A 16,437-nucleotide genomic window follows, 5' to 3' on the forward strand; every position below is an offset into this window, starting at 1 on the left:
TTCCTCGATCCTGATCGTTACCGCCCGCTGGCTTATAAGGGGACGGCGTGAAATAATTACGCCCCACAATGTAGCAGGAGTCAGTTATGTTTGCAGGTTTACCTTCGCTGAGCCACGAGCAACAGCAAAAAGCAGTAGAACGTATCCAGGATCTGATGTCGCAGGGGATGAGCAGCGGTGAGGCGATTCGTCTGGTCGCCAACGAACTGCGCGCCACGCATACCGGCGACCGGATCGTAGCGCGCTTTGAAGATGATGAAGACGAAGACGAGAGCGAAGACGCGTAATTAGACGGCGGCGATAATTTTAATTTCGACTTTGTATTCTGCTTTCATCAGCGCTGCCTGAACGGTGCAGCGAACCGGCGCGTGACCGGCAACAACCCAGGCGTCCCAGGCTCTGTTCATCGCGGCAAAATCGCTTTTGTCCGCAAGGAAAATGGTGGCGTCGAGAATACGCGATTTGTTGCTACCCTGTTTCTCAAGCACCGCGTCAATCTGCGCCAGAGTATTGGCGGTTTGCTCTTCAGCGCCCGCGTCGAGATTTGCCGGCACGCCGGTGTAATAAAGCGTCTGGTTGTGGATCACAACATCAGACCAGCGGGCTTCGGCATCGATACGCGTAATAGTCATTTCAGTTTCCTCTCTATCCAATGAATTTCAGGCAGCTCTGCCGGCGGAACCGGCGCGGAAAGCTCCCGAAAGACGACGGGTATATCCATTTGACGGGGGCAAGACTGCCATAATGTTCCGCCCGCGTCACTACCCGGGCTGGTGAAAAGACCTCCTCCCTGACATAATCACTGTCCAAATAACCAGGGGGCATTGTGATCGACGATTTTGCAGCAGACGGCCAGTTGGCCAACGCGATTCCGGGATTCAAACCACGCGAGCCGCAGCGCCAGATGGCGGTGGCGGTGACGCAGGCTATTGAGGAAACGCGGCCTCTGGTGGTCGAAGCAGGGACCGGAACCGGTAAAACCTACGCCTACCTGGCGCCCGCGCTGCGGGCAAACAAAAAGGTGATTATCTCCACCGGCTCGAAGGCGCTGCAGGATCAGCTCTACAGCCGCGACCTGCCAACCGTGGCCAAGGCGCTTAAATTTAAAGGTAAACTGGCGCTGCTGAAAGGGCGGTCGAACTACCTGTGCCTGGAGCGTCTTGAGCAACAGGCGCTGGCCGGGGGCGATCTGCCGGTGCAAATTTTGAGCGATGTCATCCTGCTGCGATCGTGGTCCAACCAAACTATCGACGGCGATGTCAGCACCTGCGTCAGCGTGGCGGAGGACTCCCAGGCCTGGCCGCTGGTCACCAGCACCAATGACAACTGCCTGGGCAGCGATTGCCCGCTGTATAAAGACTGCTTCGTGGTTAAAGCGCGTAAAAAGGCGATGGACGCCGACGTGGTGGTGGTCAACCATCACCTGTTCCTTGCCGATATGGTGGTTAAAGAGAGCGGCTTCGCTGAGCTCATCCCCGAAGCGGAGGTGATGATCTTCGATGAAGCGCATCAGCTGCCGGATATTGCCAGCCAGTATTTTGGCCAGTCGCTCTCCAGCCGCCAGCTGCAGGACCTGGCGAAAGACATCACCATCGCCTACCGCACCGAACTGAAAGATACCCAGCAGCTGCAAAAATGCGCCGATCGCCTGGCCCAGAGCGCGCAGGATTTTCGTCTGCAGCTCGGGGACCCCGGCTATCGCGGCAACCTGCGCGACCTGCTGGCCGATAGCCATATCCAGCGCGCGCTGCTGCTGCTCGATGACGCGCTGGAGCTCTGCTACGACGTGGCTAAGCTCTCCCTTGGGCGCTCCGCGCTGCTGGATGCCGCCTTTGAGCGGGCGACGGTTTACCGCGCGCGGCTGAAGCGGCTGAAAGAGATTAACCAGCCGGGCTTCAGCTACTGGTACGAATGTACCTCGCGCCACTTTACGCTGGCCTTGACCCCGCTGACCGTCGCCGAAAAGTTTAAAGAAGTGATGGCGCAAAAGCCCGGCAGCTGGATTTTCACCTCGGCAACGCTGTCGGTAAATGACGATCTGCGCCACTTTACCTCTCGCCTCGGTATTGAAGAGGCCGAGTCGCTGCTGTTGCCCAGCCCGTTTGATTATGCGCACCAGACGCTGCTCTGCGTGCCGCGCAATCTTCCGCTGCCGAATCAGCCCGGCGCGGCGCGTCATCTGGCCGCGATGCTTAAGCCGCTAATTGAGGCTAACGACGGGCGCTGCTTTATGCTGTGCACCTCCCACGCCATGATGCGCGATCTGGCGGAGCAGTTCCGCGCGACCATGACGCTGCCGGTTCTCCTGCAGGGGGAGACCAGCAAAGGACAGCTGTTGCAGCAGTTCGTCAGCGCCGGTAACGCGCTGCTGGTGGCGACCAGCAGCTTCTGGGAAGGGGTCGACGTGCGCGGCGATGCGCTCTCTTTGGTGATTATCGACAAGCTTCCCTTCACCTCTCCCGACGATCCGCTGCTGAAAGCGCGAATGGAAGACTGCCGGCTGCGCGGCGGCGACCCGTTCGACGAGGTTCAGCTGCCGGATGCGGTGATCACCCTCAAGCAGGGCGTGGGGCGCCTGATCCGCGATATTGACGACCGCGGAGTGCTGGTCATTTGCGATAACCGTCTGGTGATGCGCCCCTACGGCGCGGTATTCCTTGCCAGCCTGCCCCCCGCGCCGCGAACCCGCGATATCCGCCGGGCGGTGCGCTTCCTCGCCGTGCCGCCGGGGCGGTGATCTGGCGTAAAATGTGATAAACTGCGCGCCATTTTGTCAATCTGCTATAGCGAGAGCGCGACAACTCATGCGAATTTTGGCTATCGATACCGCCACGGAGGCCTGCTCCGCGGCGCTGTGGAATGATGGCACCCTTTGTGCTCATTTCGAAATCTGCCCCCGCGAACATACGCAACGTATTCTGCCTCTGGTGCAGGATGTCCTCAATGAAAGCAACGTCTTACTGACCGAACTGGATGCGCTGGCGTTCGGCCGCGGGCCGGGTAGCTTTACCGGCGTGCGCATCGGCATCGGCATTGCGCAAGGCCTGGCGCTCGGCGCCGAACTGCCGATGATCGGCGTTTCTACGCTGGCCACTATGGCGCAGGGCGCATGGCGTAAAACCGGCGCCACCCGCGTGCTGGCCGCCATTGATGCCCGCATGGGAGAGGTTTACTGGGCGGAATATCAGCGCGACGAGCAGGGCGTCTGGCACGGCGAAGAGACCGAAGCGGTCCTCAAGCCGGAGGCCGTCAGCGAACGTCTGCAGCAGCTTGAGGGGGCCTGGGCAACCGTTGGTACCGGCTGGCCGGCGTGGCCCGATCTGGCGAAGGACTCCTCGCTGACCTTAACCGACGGCGAAATTGCGCTGCCGGCAGCGGAAGATATGCTGCCGCTGGCCTGTCACCTGCTTTCCGTCGGTAAAACCGTTGCCGTAGAGAACGCCGAGCCGGTTTATTTGCGTAACGAAGTGGCCTGGAAGAAACTTCCTGGCCGAGGATGAATCTCAGTAAACATAAGACTGAGAGAAGGAGTCGCATCATGGCGGGTCAAACTAAAGTAGTACGTTGGCTGTTGGCGGGCGCCGTTGCCGCCGCGTTAAGTGGCTGCGTTTCGGTACCGGATGCCATCAAGGGCTCTACCCCGACGCCGCAGCAGGATTTAGTGCGGGTCATGGCCGCACCGCAGCTGTACGTTGGTCAGGAAGCTCGCTTTGGCGGCAAAGTGGTCAACATTATGAATCAGCAGGGCAAAACCCGCTTAGAAATCGCCACGGTGCCGCTGGACAGCGCCGCCCGGCCCGAGCTGGGCGAGCCTTCGCGCGGGCGTATTTTCGCCGACGTTAACGGCTTCCTCGACCCGGTGGACTTCCGCGGTCAGCTGGTAACGGTGGTTGGCCCGATTGCCGGCGTTGTCGACGGCAAGGTCGGCGGCACGCCGTATAAGTTTATGCAGATGAACGTCATCGGCTATAAGCGCTGGAACGTTGTGCAGCAGGTGGTTATGCCGCCGCAGCCGATTGATCCGTGGATGTTCGGCCCGCGTCGCTGGGGCTACGGCCCATCCCCGTGGGGCTACGGCGGCTGGGGCTGGTATAATCCAGGCCCTGCGGAAGTCAGAAATGTGGTAACCGAATGATTTTGCGGTTTTTCTAAGCTATTCGTAAGCTAAAAGAAACAGCGGCCAGTCCGCTGTTTCTTTGTTTCTGGTCTGATAAGAAAAATAAATAGTGACGCGCTTCGCAACCTGCAAAACGCCTAATTAATAAACTGGTACGCTGAGTTAATATAATGTTAACAGAATGTTTGTTGATCAGGGGGTGTGATGACGACGAATAACTATTTCAGAGGTGATGCAGTGAAAAAGGTTTGGCTAAACCGTTATCCCGCCGATGTTCCTGCGGAGATAAATCCTGACCGCTATCAATCCCTGGTTGAATTGTTTGAACAAGCCGCCGCGCGCTATGCCGACCAGCCGGCGTTTATCAACATGGGCGAGGTGATGACCTACCGTAAGCTGGAGGAGCGCAGCCGCGCTTTTGCCGCTTACCTTCAGCAGGGGCTGGGGCTGAAAAAGGGCGACCGCGTGGCGCTGATGATGCCCAACCTGCTGCAGTATCCCATTGCGCTGTTCGGGATCCTCCGCGCCGGGATGATCGTGGTTAACGTCAACCCGCTATATACGCCGCGCGAGCTTGAGCATCAGCTGAACGACAGCGGCGCCGCGGCAATCGTGATCGTCTCAAACTTTGCACATACCCTGGAGAAGGTGGTCGATAAAACTCAGGTCAGGCACGTGATTCTGACGCGAATGGGCGATCAGCTGTCGACGGCGAAAGGCACCCTGGTTAACTTCGTCGTCAAGTACATCAAGCGGCTGGTGCCAAAATACGATCTGCCTGACGCCATCTCGTTTCGCAGCGCGCTGCAGCACGGCTACCGGATGCAGTACGTCAAGCCGGAGATCGTCTGTGAAGATCTGGCGTTCCTGCAGTACACCGGCGGTACGACCGGCGTAGCGAAAGGGGCCATGCTGACCCATCGCAATATGCTGGCCAACCTTGAACAGGTCAACGCCACCTACGGGCCGCTGCTGCACCGGGGCAAAGAGCTGGTGGTGACGGCTTTACCGCTGTACCACATTTTTGCGCTGACCATGAACTGCCTGCTGTTTATCGAGCTTGGCGGGCAGAACCTGCTGATTACCAACCCGCGTGACATTCCGGGGCTGGTGAAGGAGCTGGCTAAATATCCGTTCACCGCGATGACCGGGGTCAATACCCTGTTTAACGCCTTGCTGAATAACAAAGAGTTTCAGCAGCTCGATTTCTCCACGCTGCACCTCTCCGCCGGCGGCGGGATGCCGGTCCAGCAGGTTGTGGCCGAACGCTGGGTGAAGCTCACCGGACAGTATCTGCTGGAGGGCTACGGCCTGACCGAGTGCGCGCCGCTGGTCAGCGTTAACCCGCACGATATTGACTACCACAGCGGAAGTATCGGGCTGCCGGTCCCGTCGACGGAAGCGAAGCTGGTGGACGATGACGATAACGAAGTCGCGCCGGGCCAACCGGGCGAGCTGTGCGTGAAAGGCCCGCAGGTGATGCTGGGGTACTGGCAGCGCCCGGACGCCACCGCGGAAATCATCAAAGACGGCTGGCTGCACACCGGCGATATCGCGGTGATGGACGACGATGGCTTCCTGCGGATTGTCGATCGTAAAAAAGATATGATTCTGGTCTCCGGATTTAACGTCTACCCCAATGAAATTGAAGACGTGGTGATGCAGCATTCCGGGGTTCAGGAAGTGGCGGCGGTCGGCGTACCGTCCGGCAGCAGCGGTGAAGCGGTGAAGATTTTTGTCGTCAAGAAAGATGCGACGCTGACTGAAGAGGCGCTGATCGCCTTCTGCCGCCGCCAGCTGACGGGCTATAAGGTTCCCAAGCTGGTTGAGTTTCGTGATGAGCTGCCAAAATCGAATGTCGGGAAAATTTTACGGCGAGAACTTCGTGACGAAGCTCGCGCTAAAGTAGACAATAAAGCCTGAGCTAAGAGTGAATCGCCAGACGCCGGCTAAGCCGGCGTTTTTTATGGGCGCCAGTTAAGAGAGCATGATTTGAACTATCAGATGATTACCACCAACGATGGTCTTCGCACCGTCTGTGAAGCGGCAAGCGCGGCAGCTGCGGTTGCGCTGGATACGGAATTTGTCCGCACCCGTACCTATTATCCGCAGCTGGGACTGCTGCAGCTGTTTGATGGCGAGCAGGTTTCGCTCATCGACCCGCTGGAAATCACCGATTGGGCGCCGATGCGTGAACTGCTGCTAAATCAAAACGTCACCAAATACCTGCACGCCGGCAGTGAAGATCTGGAAGTGTTCCTCAACACCTTTAGCCTGATGCCGCAGCCGCTGATTGACACCCAAATCCTGGCGGCGTTCTGCGGCCGCCCGATGTCATGGGGCTTTGCATCGATGGTTGAAGAGTATTCCGGCGTGGCGCTGGATAAGAGCGAATCGCGTACCGACTGGCTGGCCCGTCCGCTGACCGAACGCCAGTGCGACTATGCCGCGGCGGATGTCTGGTATCTGCTGCCCATCGCCAGCAGGCTGATGGCCGAAACGGAAGCCGCCGGCTGGCTGCCCGCCGCGCTGGACGAGTGCCGCCTGATGCAGCAGCGCCGCCAGGAAGTGCAGGACCCTGCGCAGGCGTGGCGCGATATCGGCAACGCCTGGCAGCTGCGCACCCGCCAGCTCGGCTGCCTGCAGCTACTGGCAGAGTGGCGCCTGCGCAAAGCGCGGGATCGCGACATGGCGGTCAATTTTGTCGTGCGTGAAGAGCACCTGTGGAGCGTGGCGCGCTATATGCCCGGCAGCCTCGGAGAGCTCGATAGCCTCGGGCTATCCGGAAGTGAAATTCGTTTCCACGGTAAAACGCTGATAAGCCTGGTGGCGAAAGCGCAGGAGCTGCCGGAAGAGGCGTTGCCTGAACCGCTGCAAAACCTGGTCGATATGCCGGGATACCGCAAGGTGTTTAAAGAGATTAAAGCGCTGGTGCAGGAGGTGAGCACCGGGACCGGGCTGAGCGCCGAGCTGCTGGCGTCCAGACGGCAGATTAACCAGCTGCTGAACTGGCACTGGCAGTTGAAGAGCGGAAATGCTCTGCCGGAGCTGATTTCCGGCTGGCGTAGCGAACTGATGGCCGATCGCCTGCGGGCGCTGTTAAGCGAATATCCGCGCTAGGCCACGGCAAATAGCCCGGGGTGATCTCCGGGCTTATGCAACAAACTGGCCCGACAGCGCAAGGCTATCGGGAGGAGCCAGCGTCAGGATTTCGACTCTTCCGTTTCTGGTAAAGTCACGTTCAACTCCAGAATCGAAATATCACCGTCTCGCTGCTCCAGCTGCACGCTGACCATTTCCGGGTCGATCTGCACATACTTACAGATCACTTCCAGAATATCTTTTCGTAGCTGCGGCAGGTAATGCGGTTCAGCATCGCCGCGACGACGCTCCGCGACGATGATTTGCAGGCGCTCTTTCGCAATGTTGGCCGTGTTCTTTTTCCGCGAGAGAAAAAAGTCGAGTAATGCCATAATTTATCCTCCGAACAGGCGTTTGAGGAAACCTTTCTTCTCTTCTTCAATGAAGCGGAAAGGACGTTCTTCTCCGAGCAGACGTTCGACGGTATCGGCGTAGGCCTTACCTGCGTCCGACGCATCATCCAGAATAACCGGCTCACCCTGGTTCGACGCACGCAGCACGGACTGATCTTCCGGAATCACGCCTACCAGATTGATACGCAGAATTTCCAGAACGTCTTCCATGCTCAGCATGTCGCCTTTATTGACGCGACCTGGGTTGTAGCGGGTCAGCAGCAGATGCTCTTTGATCGGCTCTTCACCATTTTCCGCGCGGCGGGATTTGGACGCAAGAATACCGAGGATGCGGTCGGAGTCACGAACGGAGGAGACTTCCGGGTTAGTGGTGATGATGGCTTCGTCAGCGAAATACAGCGCCATCAGCGCACCGGTTTCGATGCCTGCAGGTGAATCGCAGACAACAAAATCGAAATTCATTTTTTTCAGTTCTTCAAGAACCTTGTCTACGCCTTCGCGGGTCAGAGCGTCTTTATCACGCGTCTGGGAAGCGGGGAGGATGTAGAGGTTTTCGGTGCGCTTATCTTTGATTAACGCCTGATTCAGCGTGGCGTCACCCTGAATAACGTTAACGAAGTCATAAACCACCCGGCGCTCGCAGCCCATGATCAGGTCAAGGTTACGCAGGCCAATGTCGAAGTCGATAACGACGGTCTTCTTTCCCTTCTGGGCCAAACCAGTAGCGATGGCCGCGCTGGAGGTGGTCTTGCCGACGCCCCCTTTACCCGAAGTCACAACAATAATGCGTGCCATAGAAATTCCTTGTTAAAAAGGGACTAACTCAACGGTTGAATAGTCAAAGCGTTATCGCCCAGACGCAGACGCGCCGCTTTGCCATAAAATTCGGCCGGGATATTATCACTCAGCCAGTATTCCCCAGCGATGGATACCAGCTCCGCCGTGAGGTGTGAACAAAATATTTGGGCTTCTCTGTCGCCGCCTGCGCCTGCGAGTGCACGACCTCGCATCATGCCATATACATGGATATTGCCGTCGGCGATAAGTTCCGCTCCGGCACTCACATGATTTGTAACAATTAGATCACAGTTTGGTGCATAAATGCGCTGACCGGAACGTACCGGCAGGTCAATCAAACGCGTTTTTGTGATCTGATTAACAACTGGCGCAGCGACGACCGGTTCCGGCGGCGCCTGACGCGGCATTTTTTCTTTCCCTTCCGTCAGCAAAGGGATCCCCGTGCGGTCGATTTCCGTTTTCAGACGCGGGGCTTTGCAGCCGCTCACGCCGATAATGCGTAAACCGGTGCCGGCGATCGCCTCCTGCATAGCGCGCCAGTCGACGACATTTTCGATGTTGCTAATATTCACAACGACCGGGGCGTGACGTAAAAAAGCGGGGGCCTGGGCGATTTTGTCTTCTAACGCCTGACGAATAACCTCGGGATTTGCGTCGTGCAAATGAACGACAGATAAGGTGAAGCTACTGCCCTTAAGTTCGATTGGCGTATTTGACATCCTGGCCTTACTCAATTTGCTGTTTATCACCCGCCGAAGTGCGGTGATATTCCGAAGACTAAAAGGCATGTTATAGTCACTCATATATTGAGGCAAGTGACCACGAGTCTAATTCCGGGTAAAACTATGTTTTGTGTGATCTATCGAAGTACTAAACGTGAGCAAACCTATTTATATGTCGAAAAAAAGGACGATTTCTCACGTGTGCCCCCTGAATTAATGAGCAGCTTCGGCGCGCCGAAAATGACCATGCTGCTGCCGCTCGACGGGCGTAAAAAACTGGTCGGCGCTGACCTGGAAAAAGTCAAACAGGCGTTGAGCGATCAGGGCTATTATCTACAGCTTCCTCCACCGCCTGAGAATTTACTCAAGAAACACCTGGCGGAACAGGGGAATAATCCTTAAATAATTCAGACTGCCGGAAGGGGAACGTCGTTCGCGCCGAGGCGGCCTGAAGTAAAAGGGTATCACTCTGATTCACCCACTAAGGGGAAATAATGTACCAACATCATAACTGGCAGGGAGCATTACTGGATTTTCCGGTAAGCAAGGTCGTTTGCGTGGGCAGCAATTATGCAAACCACATCAAGGAAATGGGCAGTGCGACGCCGGAAGAACCGGTGCTGTTTATTAAACCTGAGACGGCGTTATGCGATATCCGTCAGCCGTTGGTGCTTCCTGAGGGGCTGGGATCGGTGCATCACGAAGTGGAGCTGGCGGTGCTGATTGGCAGCACGCTGCGCCAGGCGACCGAAGAGCACGTGCTTAAAGCGATCGCGGGCTACGGCGTGGCGCTGGATCTGACCCTGCGCGACCTGCAGGGCAAAATGAAAAAAGCCGGCCAGCCGTGGGAGAAGGCCAAGGGATTCGACAACTCCTGCCCGATCTCCGGTTTTATCCCCGCAGCCGAGTTCCACGGTGACCCGCAGAACACGGCGCTGAGCCTGAAGGTGAACGGCGCTGCTCGCCAGCAGGGCACCACCGCCGATATGATCCATAAAATTGTGCCGCTGATTGCCTATATGTCGCGCTTCTTTACCCTGAAGGCCGGCGACGTGGTGCTTACCGGCACCCCGGAAGGCGTCGGCCCGCTGAATAGCGGCGACGAGCTGGAAGTCGGTTTTAACGGTTTAACCCTGTCCACTCGCGTACTGTAACGTCCTTTTGCCGCCTCCCGAGGCGGCAAAACTTGCATCGGCGTGCCAGACTGGTTATAAGGTGCACCCTGAATTGCAATGACGGACATCCCTATGAGCGAACAACTCTTCTGGCAACATAAAACGCTGGAGCAAATGGCCGACGCGGAGTGGGAATCACTGTGCGACGGCTGCGGACAGTGCTGCCTGCATAAGCTGATGGATGAGGATACTGACGAAATCTATTTTACTAACGTCGCCTGCCGTCAGTTAAATATTAAAACCTGCCAGTGTCGTAACTATGAGCGGCGCTTCGAGTATGAGCCGGACTGCATCAAGCTTACGCGAGACAACCTGCCGACCTTTGAGTGGCTGCCGCCAACCTGCGCCTATCGCCTGCTTGCGGAAGGTCAGCCGCTGCCGCACTGGCACCCGCTGTTAACCGGATCGAAGGCGGCGATGCACGGCGAGCGTATTTCCGTGCGCCATATTGCGGTGAAAGAGTCCACCGTCAACGACTGGCAGGACCATATTTTAAACAAGCCTGACTGGGCGCAGTAGCCGCTCGCTGCCCGCCGCGCCAGACAGAACGGCTAAAACAGAAAACCCGCCACCGGCGGGTTTTCTGTTATCAGCCATCGGCAGGCGGGGTTACGACTTTTTGCTGTGGAACAGCCCGTTTTCGCCGTCGGCGTCATCTTCAACCCAGAAGTTGATATTGAACTGGGCATCGTCGCTTAATTCGATGCGATGCCAGTACTGAGGCGGGCTGGTCGCAAACTGCCCGGCGTTAATCACCACTTTGACCTCCGGCTCTGTCGCCTGTTCATCAGCGAAACCATAATAAGTTACCGTCCCTTCCATCACGCAAAGCTGGCCGAAAACGGCGGCGGCGGTGTTGTGGTGGGTGAGCAGGGCGGCAGGTACGTTCTCTTTGGTAAAGAAGGGGGTGGAGCGTTTAACTTTCCAGTTAGCCGGAATACGCAGGTGAGACATCGTGAGCTCCTTAGCGGACGCGAATAAGATGCATTTAATATGCAGCTTATAGGGGCGAACGTCAACTCGCGGGAGAGAAAAAACGCGTAAAGGCGCTATGCTGCCGACCCGAACCTCAGGCGGAACATGCGCCTTCGCTGCGCCTTTTCATCAGCGAACGTTCAGCATCGTGGAGAGAATACGGGATGGGGCAAAAAAAAACCTGCCAGCGGTTTCACTGACAGGCTTTGCTCTCGGCGGCGCGACTTCACCGCGACGGGATTAGCGACCGAACAGATCGCGTTTTTTAGGTTTGAACGGCTGAGCAATCACAACCAGCACCGCCACAACCAGGTAGGCGGCAAAGATCCCCACCAGCCACTGCGGCATCTCCAGCGTCAGAAACTCCCATTGACGCACGGAACAGTCGCCGCTGGCCACGAACATCTGCGGCAGCCACTTATCCAGCGGCAGCCACGTTGGGAAGCGGGCGGCAAAATCGCAGGTCTGGAACGGAGAAGGGTGAAGCTGAATCATGGTATGTTCCCATGCCAGCTGCAGCCCCCGCAGCGCGCTATAGAGCCAGATAACCAGCGCCACATAGCGCAGCGGCGTTTTCGGTGCGATGGCGCCGACGATACCGGCTCCCATAATGCCTAATAGCGCACAGCGTTCGTAAATACACATTACGCAAGGCTGCAGCAACATAACGTGCTGGAACCACAGCGCAACCAGCTCAAGAGCGAAAGCGGTGAACGCCATCAGGAGCCAGGCTCCGCGTCCCCTTGAGCACTGGTTTAAATATCGCAACATAGTCTTTTCCCTGAAACATGCTAAATCATGGCAGTGTAAACGAAAACCGAACCGACGCCAGCAGCTAGTCCGAAAATATTACGTAAAAATATTGCACATCCGGCGGCGGGTTGCGGATGTGCCGATATCGCGTCAGCTTCAGGGAAGCTGCGGCGTCACAAGCCAGCCCTGTTCGAGCATCCACTGCGTCGCTGGCATCAGCGTAAACTCAACGCCCAGCAGCCCGACCAGGGTCATCACGATGGTGTAAGGCAGCGCCATCCATACCATTCGCCCGTAGGAGAGGCGAATCAACGGCGCCAGCGCGGAGGTCAGCAGGAACAGGAACGCCGCCTGCCCGTTAGGCGTGGTGACCGAAGGCAGGTTGGTCCCGGTATTAATCGCGACGGCCAGCAGCTCAAACTGCGGCAGGCTGATGGCTCCCTGCTGGAGCGCGGTTTTGGCCTCGTTGATATAGACCGTGCCAACGAAGACGTTATCGGAAATGGATGACAGCAGGCCGTTAAACAGATAGAACAGCGACAGCTGGGCGTGCGGCGACGCCTGCAGTACGAACTGGATCACCGGGGAGAACAGGCGCTGGTCGATAATCACCGCGACCACGGCGAAAAAGACCGTCAGTAGCGCGGTGAACGGCAGCGCCTCGGTAAAGGCTTTACCAATAGCGTGCTCATCGGTCACGCCGGAGAAGGTAGTGGCCAGCACAATCACCGATAAACCGATCAGGCCGACTTCCGCCAGATGCAGGGCCAGCGCGGTAATCAGCCAGATACCGATAATCCCCTGGGCGATAAGCCGCAGGCGATCCTGACGGCTGCGCTGGCGCCGGCTGCGATCGTCATAATCCTGCAGAACCTTACGCACCGCGGGCGGCAGCGGTTCGCCGTAGCCGAACAGCCTGAACTTCTCCACCAGCAGGCAGGTGAGCAGGCCGCAGACGATGACCGGCAGCGTCACCGGCGCCATGCGCAAGAAGAATCCGGCAAAGTGCCATCCGGCGGCTTTCGCGACGATCAGGTTTTGCGGTTCGCCAACCATGGTCATCACGCCGCCCAGCGCGGTACCCACGCCCGCGTGCATCATCAGGCTACGCAAAAAGCCGCGGAACTGCTCCAGTACGTCGCGATAGTGCGGATCGATATGGCTATCGTCCAGCAGATCGCGATCGTCGGGCCGCGCGGAGGCCACGCGATGATAAATACCGTAAAATCCAACCGCGACGCTAATCACTACCGCCACCACGGTTAGCGCATCGAGGAAGGCGGAGAGGAACGCCGCCGCCAGACAAAAGGCCAGCGACAGCAGCATTTTGCTGCGGATACCCAGCAGCAGACGGGTAAAGATAAACAGCAGCAGCTGCTTCATAAAGTAGATCCCCGCCACCATAAATATCAGCAGCAGGAGCACTTCGAGGTTGCCGGCGATCTCATCGCGAATATGCTCCGCGCTGGTCATCCCGATAAATACCGCTTCGATAGCCAGCAGGCCGCCGGGCAGCAGCGGGTAGCATTTGAGCGCCATCGCCAGGGTAAAAATAAACTCAACAACCAGCAGCCAGCCGGCGACAAACGGATTGAAGCAGAACAGCAGCGGGTTAAGGATTAAGAAGACAATTAAGGTGAGCTTATACCAGTCCGGAGACTGGCCAAGAAAATTACGCCACAGGGCGCGACCATAAGACATTTCCACGACAGACATCCTTCCCCGTCAAATATTGACATGATTTTACGTATAACTATTTGCAAGACTAACAGTTGAGTAAAAAGGGTAGCAACCTGGTTCGCCTCGCGCCCGGTTTCATCAAGTACCAGGAGCAAAATCTCAAAATGAAACGGCGATCCCCTTTTAATTACCTCCTGGCGCTATCTGCCCTATAGCTGCTCTGGTATGATGAGTAGAATTTGCAACGCTGTGTAATGGAAATCTTACTATGGTCATTAAGGCGCAGAGCCCTGCGGGCTTCGCGGAAGAGTACATCATTGAAAGTATATGGAATAATCGCTTTCCCCCGGGCACAATTCTCCCCGCCGAACGTGAGCTTTCTGAACTTATTGGTGTTACCCGTACGACCTTACGCGAAGTTCTGCAGCGTCTGGCACGTGACGGTTGGTTAACGATACAGCACGGCAAACCGACGAAGGTGAACAACTTCTGGGAAACGTCGGGTCTGAATATTCTCGAAACGCTGGCGCGCCTCGATCACGACAGCGTCCCGCAGCTGATTGATAACCTGCTGTCGGTGCGTACCAATATCTCCACTATCTTTATCCGCACGGCCTTCCGTCAGCATCCTGAAAACGCGCTCCAGGTTCTTGCCGCGGCGCGTGAGGTGGAAGACCACGCGGACGCCTTCGCCGATCTCGATTACGGTATTTTCCGCGGCCTGGCGTTTGCCTCCGGCAACCCGATCTACGGTCTGATCCTCAACGGCATGAAGGGGCTCTATACCCGCATTGGCCGTCACTATTTTGCCAATCCGGAAGCGCGCAGCCTGGCGCTGGGCTTCTATCACCAGCTGGCTAAAGTCTGTGAAGAGGGGCAGCACGAGCAGGTTTATGAGATCGTCCGTCGCTACGGGCATGACAGCGGTGAAATCTGGCATCGTATGCAGAAAACGCTGCCGGGTGATTTAGTCATCGGTATGCGCTAAGACCCGCGATAAGATAAAAAACGCCCGGCGATTATGCCGGGCGTTTTGTTTGCCGCGATTTACAGCGCGTTCTGCCGCGGCGGGCTGCGTTCCAGCAGTTCGATGCTGCCATCGGCATTTTGCTGCTCCAGCAGGATGTCGAATCCCCACAGGCGATGGACGTGCTTAAGTACCTCGCGACGCCCCTTATCCAGCGGTACGCGGTTATGCGGCACGTAGCGCAGCGTCAGCGAACGATCGCCCCGCAGGTCGACGTTCCACACCTGAATATTCGGCTCCAGATTGCTCAGATTGTACTGGGCGGAAAGCTTGGAGCGAATCTCCCGATACCCCTCTTCGTTATGGATGGCGGAAATCTCCAGGTAGTTATGATGGTCATCATCGAGCACCGTAAAGAAGCGGAAATCACGCATAATTTTCGGTGACAGGAACTGGCTGATAAAGCTCTCATCCTTGAAGTCGCGCATGGCAAAATGCAGCGTCTCCAGCCAGTCTGAGCCGGCGATGTCGGGGAACCAGTATTTGTCCTCTTCGGTCGGCGACTGACAAATGCGCTTGATATCCTGGAACATGGCAAAGCCCAGCGCGTAGGGGTTAATCCCGTTGTACCACTGGCTGTTGTAGGGCGGCTGGTAGATAACGTTGGTGTGGCTGTGCAGAAACTCCAGCATAAAGCGTTCCGTCACTTTCCCTTCATCGTACAGGTGGTTGAGGATCGTGTAGTGCCAGAACGTCGCCCAGCCCTCGTTCATGACCTGGGTCTGCTTTTGCGGGTAGAAATACTGGCTCACCTTACGCACGATACGCAGGATTTCACGCTGCCATGACTCCAGCAGCGGGGCGTTCTTCTCCATAAAGTAGAGCAGGTTTTCCTGCGGCTCAGAAGGATAGCGGCGCGCGGTTTCGATGGCTTTCTCTTCTTCCCGCTTAGGCAGGGTGCGCCACAGCATATTCACCTGGCTTTGCAGATACTCCTCCCGGCTTTTCTGCCGCGCCTTCTCCTCCTGCAGCGAGATTTTCTGCGGACGTTTATAGCGGTCAACGCCGTAGTTCATCAGCGCGTGGCAGGAGTCGAGCAGCTTCTCCACCTCATCAACGCCGTAACGCTCCTCGCACTCGGTGATGTATTTTCGGGCGAAAATCAGGTAGTCAATGATCGAGCTGGCATCGGTCCAGCTGCGGAACAGGTAGTTATTCTTGAAAAAGGAGTTGTGCCCGTAGCAGGCGTGGGCCATCACCAGCGCCTGCATGGTAATGGTGTTCTCCTCCATCAGATAGGCGATACAGGGGTTGGAGTTGATGACAATTTCGTAGGCCAGCCCCTGCTGGCCGTGCTTATACGCCTGTTCGGTTTCGATAAATTTCTTACCAAACGACCAGTGCGGGTAGTTGATTGGCATGCCGACGCTGGAGTAGGCATCCATCATCTGCTCGGAAGTAATGACTTCGATCTGATGCGGATAGGTGTCGAGACGATACAGCTTCGCCACCCGGTCAACCTCGGCGAGGTAGGTTTCCAGCAGTTCAAAAGTCCAGTCGGGTCCATCGCTTAAACGAGTCGTGTCCCTGTTCATGGAATCAATCGTAGCCATTAGCGCGCCCTCATTGTCGGTGACTCTCTCTATACGGAGAGCCTCCCAATAAGCATAGAACACGGCTCGACAAACTGCGCCTGCGGACAATTTCTTTTCTTCGCGATTTCACAATCTTAAAGGCCTGATTCAGCCTTTCTGGC

18 protein-coding genes are annotated in these 16,437 nt (G+C 56.9%); 10 read left to right on the forward strand and 8 right to left on the reverse strand.

The features are described 5' to 3' along the window. The first annotated feature begins 86 nt into the window (after positions 1–86). On the forward strand, positions 87–287 hold the full coding sequence (locus tag GO007_RS16575; protein WP_095101765.1) for a YoaH family protein: 201 nt from the start codon (positions 87–89) through the stop codon (positions 285–287). Here the strand turns inward: GO007_RS16575 and GO007_RS16580 are convergent, their stop codons facing one another. Next, a complete protein-coding gene (locus GO007_RS16580; RefSeq protein ID WP_041146187.1) occupies positions 288–632 on the reverse strand; it encodes a RidA family protein in 345 nt (114 codons plus the stop codon). It abuts the gene before it with no gap. Positions 633–826: 194 nt separating this feature from the next. Between GO007_RS16580 and GO007_RS16585 the strand changes: the two genes are divergently transcribed. The 5 genes from GO007_RS16585 (at position 827) to rnd (ending at position 7,237) form a co-directional block, all read left to right on the forward strand. Continuing rightward, on the forward strand, positions 827–2,737 hold the full coding sequence (locus tag GO007_RS16585; protein WP_095101767.1) for an ATP-dependent DNA helicase: 1,911 nt from the start codon (positions 827–829) through the stop codon (positions 2,735–2,737). 67 nt (positions 2,738–2,804) lie between these two features. Further along, positions 2,805–3,500 (forward strand): tRNA (adenosine(37)-N6)-threonylcarbamoyltransferase complex dimerization subunit type 1 TsaB, encoded by a 696-nt coding sequence (tsaB, locus tag GO007_RS16590; protein WP_095101769.1) that lies wholly within the window; start codon positions 2,805–2,807, stop codon positions 3,498–3,500. Positions 3,501–3,538: 38 nt separating this feature from the next. Then, positions 3,539–4,135, forward strand: a complete 597-nt coding sequence (locus GO007_RS16595; protein WP_095101771.1) for a Slp family lipoprotein — start codon at positions 3,539–3,541, stop codon at positions 4,133–4,135. Positions 4,136–4,354: 219 nt separating this feature from the next. Beyond that, positions 4,355–6,040: a long-chain-fatty-acid--CoA ligase FadD gene (fadD, locus tag GO007_RS16600; RefSeq protein WP_095101773.1), complete on the forward strand. Its 1,686-nt coding sequence runs from the start codon at positions 4,355–4,357 to the stop codon at positions 6,038–6,040. Positions 6,041–6,121: 81 nt separating this feature from the next. Continuing rightward, positions 6,122–7,237, forward strand: coding sequence for a ribonuclease D (gene rnd / locus GO007_RS16605; protein WP_189339888.1), 1,116 nt, complete (start codon positions 6,122–6,124; stop codon positions 7,235–7,237). A gap of 83 nt (positions 7,238–7,320) precedes the next feature. Here rnd and minE read toward each other — a convergent pair whose 3' ends face one another. Genes minE through minC form a run of 3 tightly spaced genes read right to left on the reverse strand, consistent with a single transcriptional unit; the run spans position 7,321 to position 9,128 of the window. Beyond that, complete coding sequence (gene minE / locus GO007_RS16610; RefSeq protein ID WP_002910902.1) at positions 7,321–7,590, reverse strand: cell division topological specificity factor MinE; 270 nt, start codon at positions 7,588–7,590, stop codon at positions 7,321–7,323. Between the two features lie 3 nt (positions 7,591–7,593). Next, positions 7,594–8,406 (reverse strand): septum site-determining protein MinD, encoded by an 813-nt coding sequence (gene minD / locus GO007_RS16615; RefSeq protein ID WP_041146180.1) that lies wholly within the window; start codon positions 8,404–8,406, stop codon positions 7,594–7,596. Positions 8,407–8,429: 23 nt separating this feature from the next. Beyond that, positions 8,430–9,128: a septum site-determining protein MinC gene (minC, locus tag GO007_RS16620; protein WP_095101777.1), complete on the reverse strand. Its 699-nt coding sequence runs from the start codon at positions 9,126–9,128 to the stop codon at positions 8,430–8,432. A gap of 126 nt (positions 9,129–9,254) precedes the next feature. Between minC and GO007_RS16625 the strand changes: the two genes are divergently transcribed. From GO007_RS16625 to GO007_RS16635, 3 genes are all read left to right on the forward strand, one after another. Next, positions 9,255–9,533: a YcgL domain-containing protein gene (locus GO007_RS16625; protein ID WP_095101779.1), complete on the forward strand. Its 279-nt coding sequence runs from the start codon at positions 9,255–9,257 to the stop codon at positions 9,531–9,533. 92 nt (positions 9,534–9,625) lie between these two features. Continuing rightward, positions 9,626–10,285, forward strand: coding sequence for a fumarylacetoacetate hydrolase family protein (locus tag GO007_RS16630; RefSeq protein WP_095101781.1), 660 nt, complete (start codon positions 9,626–9,628; stop codon positions 10,283–10,285). A gap of 93 nt (positions 10,286–10,378) precedes the next feature. Next, positions 10,379–10,825 carry a YcgN family cysteine cluster protein gene (locus tag GO007_RS16635; protein ID WP_076947366.1) on the forward strand — a complete coding sequence of 149 codons (447 nt, stop codon included), beginning with the start codon at positions 10,379–10,381 and terminating at the stop codon, positions 10,823–10,825. Between the two features lie 90 nt (positions 10,826–10,915). Here the strand turns inward: GO007_RS16635 and GO007_RS16640 are convergent, their stop codons facing one another. The 3 genes from GO007_RS16640 to nhaB all read right to left on the reverse strand — a co-directional run bounded on the left by GO007_RS16640 (position 10,916) and on the right by nhaB (position 13,741). Then, a complete protein-coding gene (locus tag GO007_RS16640; RefSeq protein ID WP_041146175.1) occupies positions 10,916–11,260 on the reverse strand; it encodes a TehB family protein in 345 nt (114 codons plus the stop codon). A 261-nt stretch (positions 11,261–11,521) separates the two neighbouring features. Beyond that, positions 11,522–12,052: a disulfide bond formation protein DsbB gene (gene dsbB / locus GO007_RS16645; RefSeq protein ID WP_095101783.1), complete on the reverse strand. Its 531-nt coding sequence runs from the start codon at positions 12,050–12,052 to the stop codon at positions 11,522–11,524. Positions 12,053–12,190: 138 nt separating this feature from the next. Continuing rightward, on the reverse strand, positions 12,191–13,741 hold the full coding sequence (gene nhaB / locus GO007_RS16650) for a sodium/proton antiporter NhaB (RefSeq protein WP_095101785.1): 1,551 nt from the start codon (positions 13,739–13,741) through the stop codon (positions 12,191–12,193). A gap of 241 nt (positions 13,742–13,982) precedes the next feature. Between nhaB and fadR the strand changes: the two genes are divergently transcribed. Next, positions 13,983–14,702: a fatty acid metabolism transcriptional regulator FadR gene (gene fadR, locus GO007_RS16655; RefSeq protein ID WP_095101787.1), complete on the forward strand. Its 720-nt coding sequence runs from the start codon at positions 13,983–13,985 to the stop codon at positions 14,700–14,702. Between the two features lie 59 nt (positions 14,703–14,761). On the opposite strand, the gene GO007_RS16660 is transcribed toward fadR, so the two are convergent. Continuing rightward, complete coding sequence (locus GO007_RS16660; RefSeq protein WP_095101789.1) at positions 14,762–16,294, reverse strand: SpoVR family protein; 1,533 nt, start codon at positions 16,292–16,294, stop codon at positions 14,762–14,764. Between the last annotated feature and the right edge of the window lie 143 nt (positions 16,295–16,437).

The organism is Klebsiella sp. 10-1, assembly GCF_009758445.1.
Lineage (GTDB): Bacteria > Pseudomonadota > Gammaproteobacteria > Enterobacterales > Enterobacteriaceae > Klebsiella > Klebsiella scottii.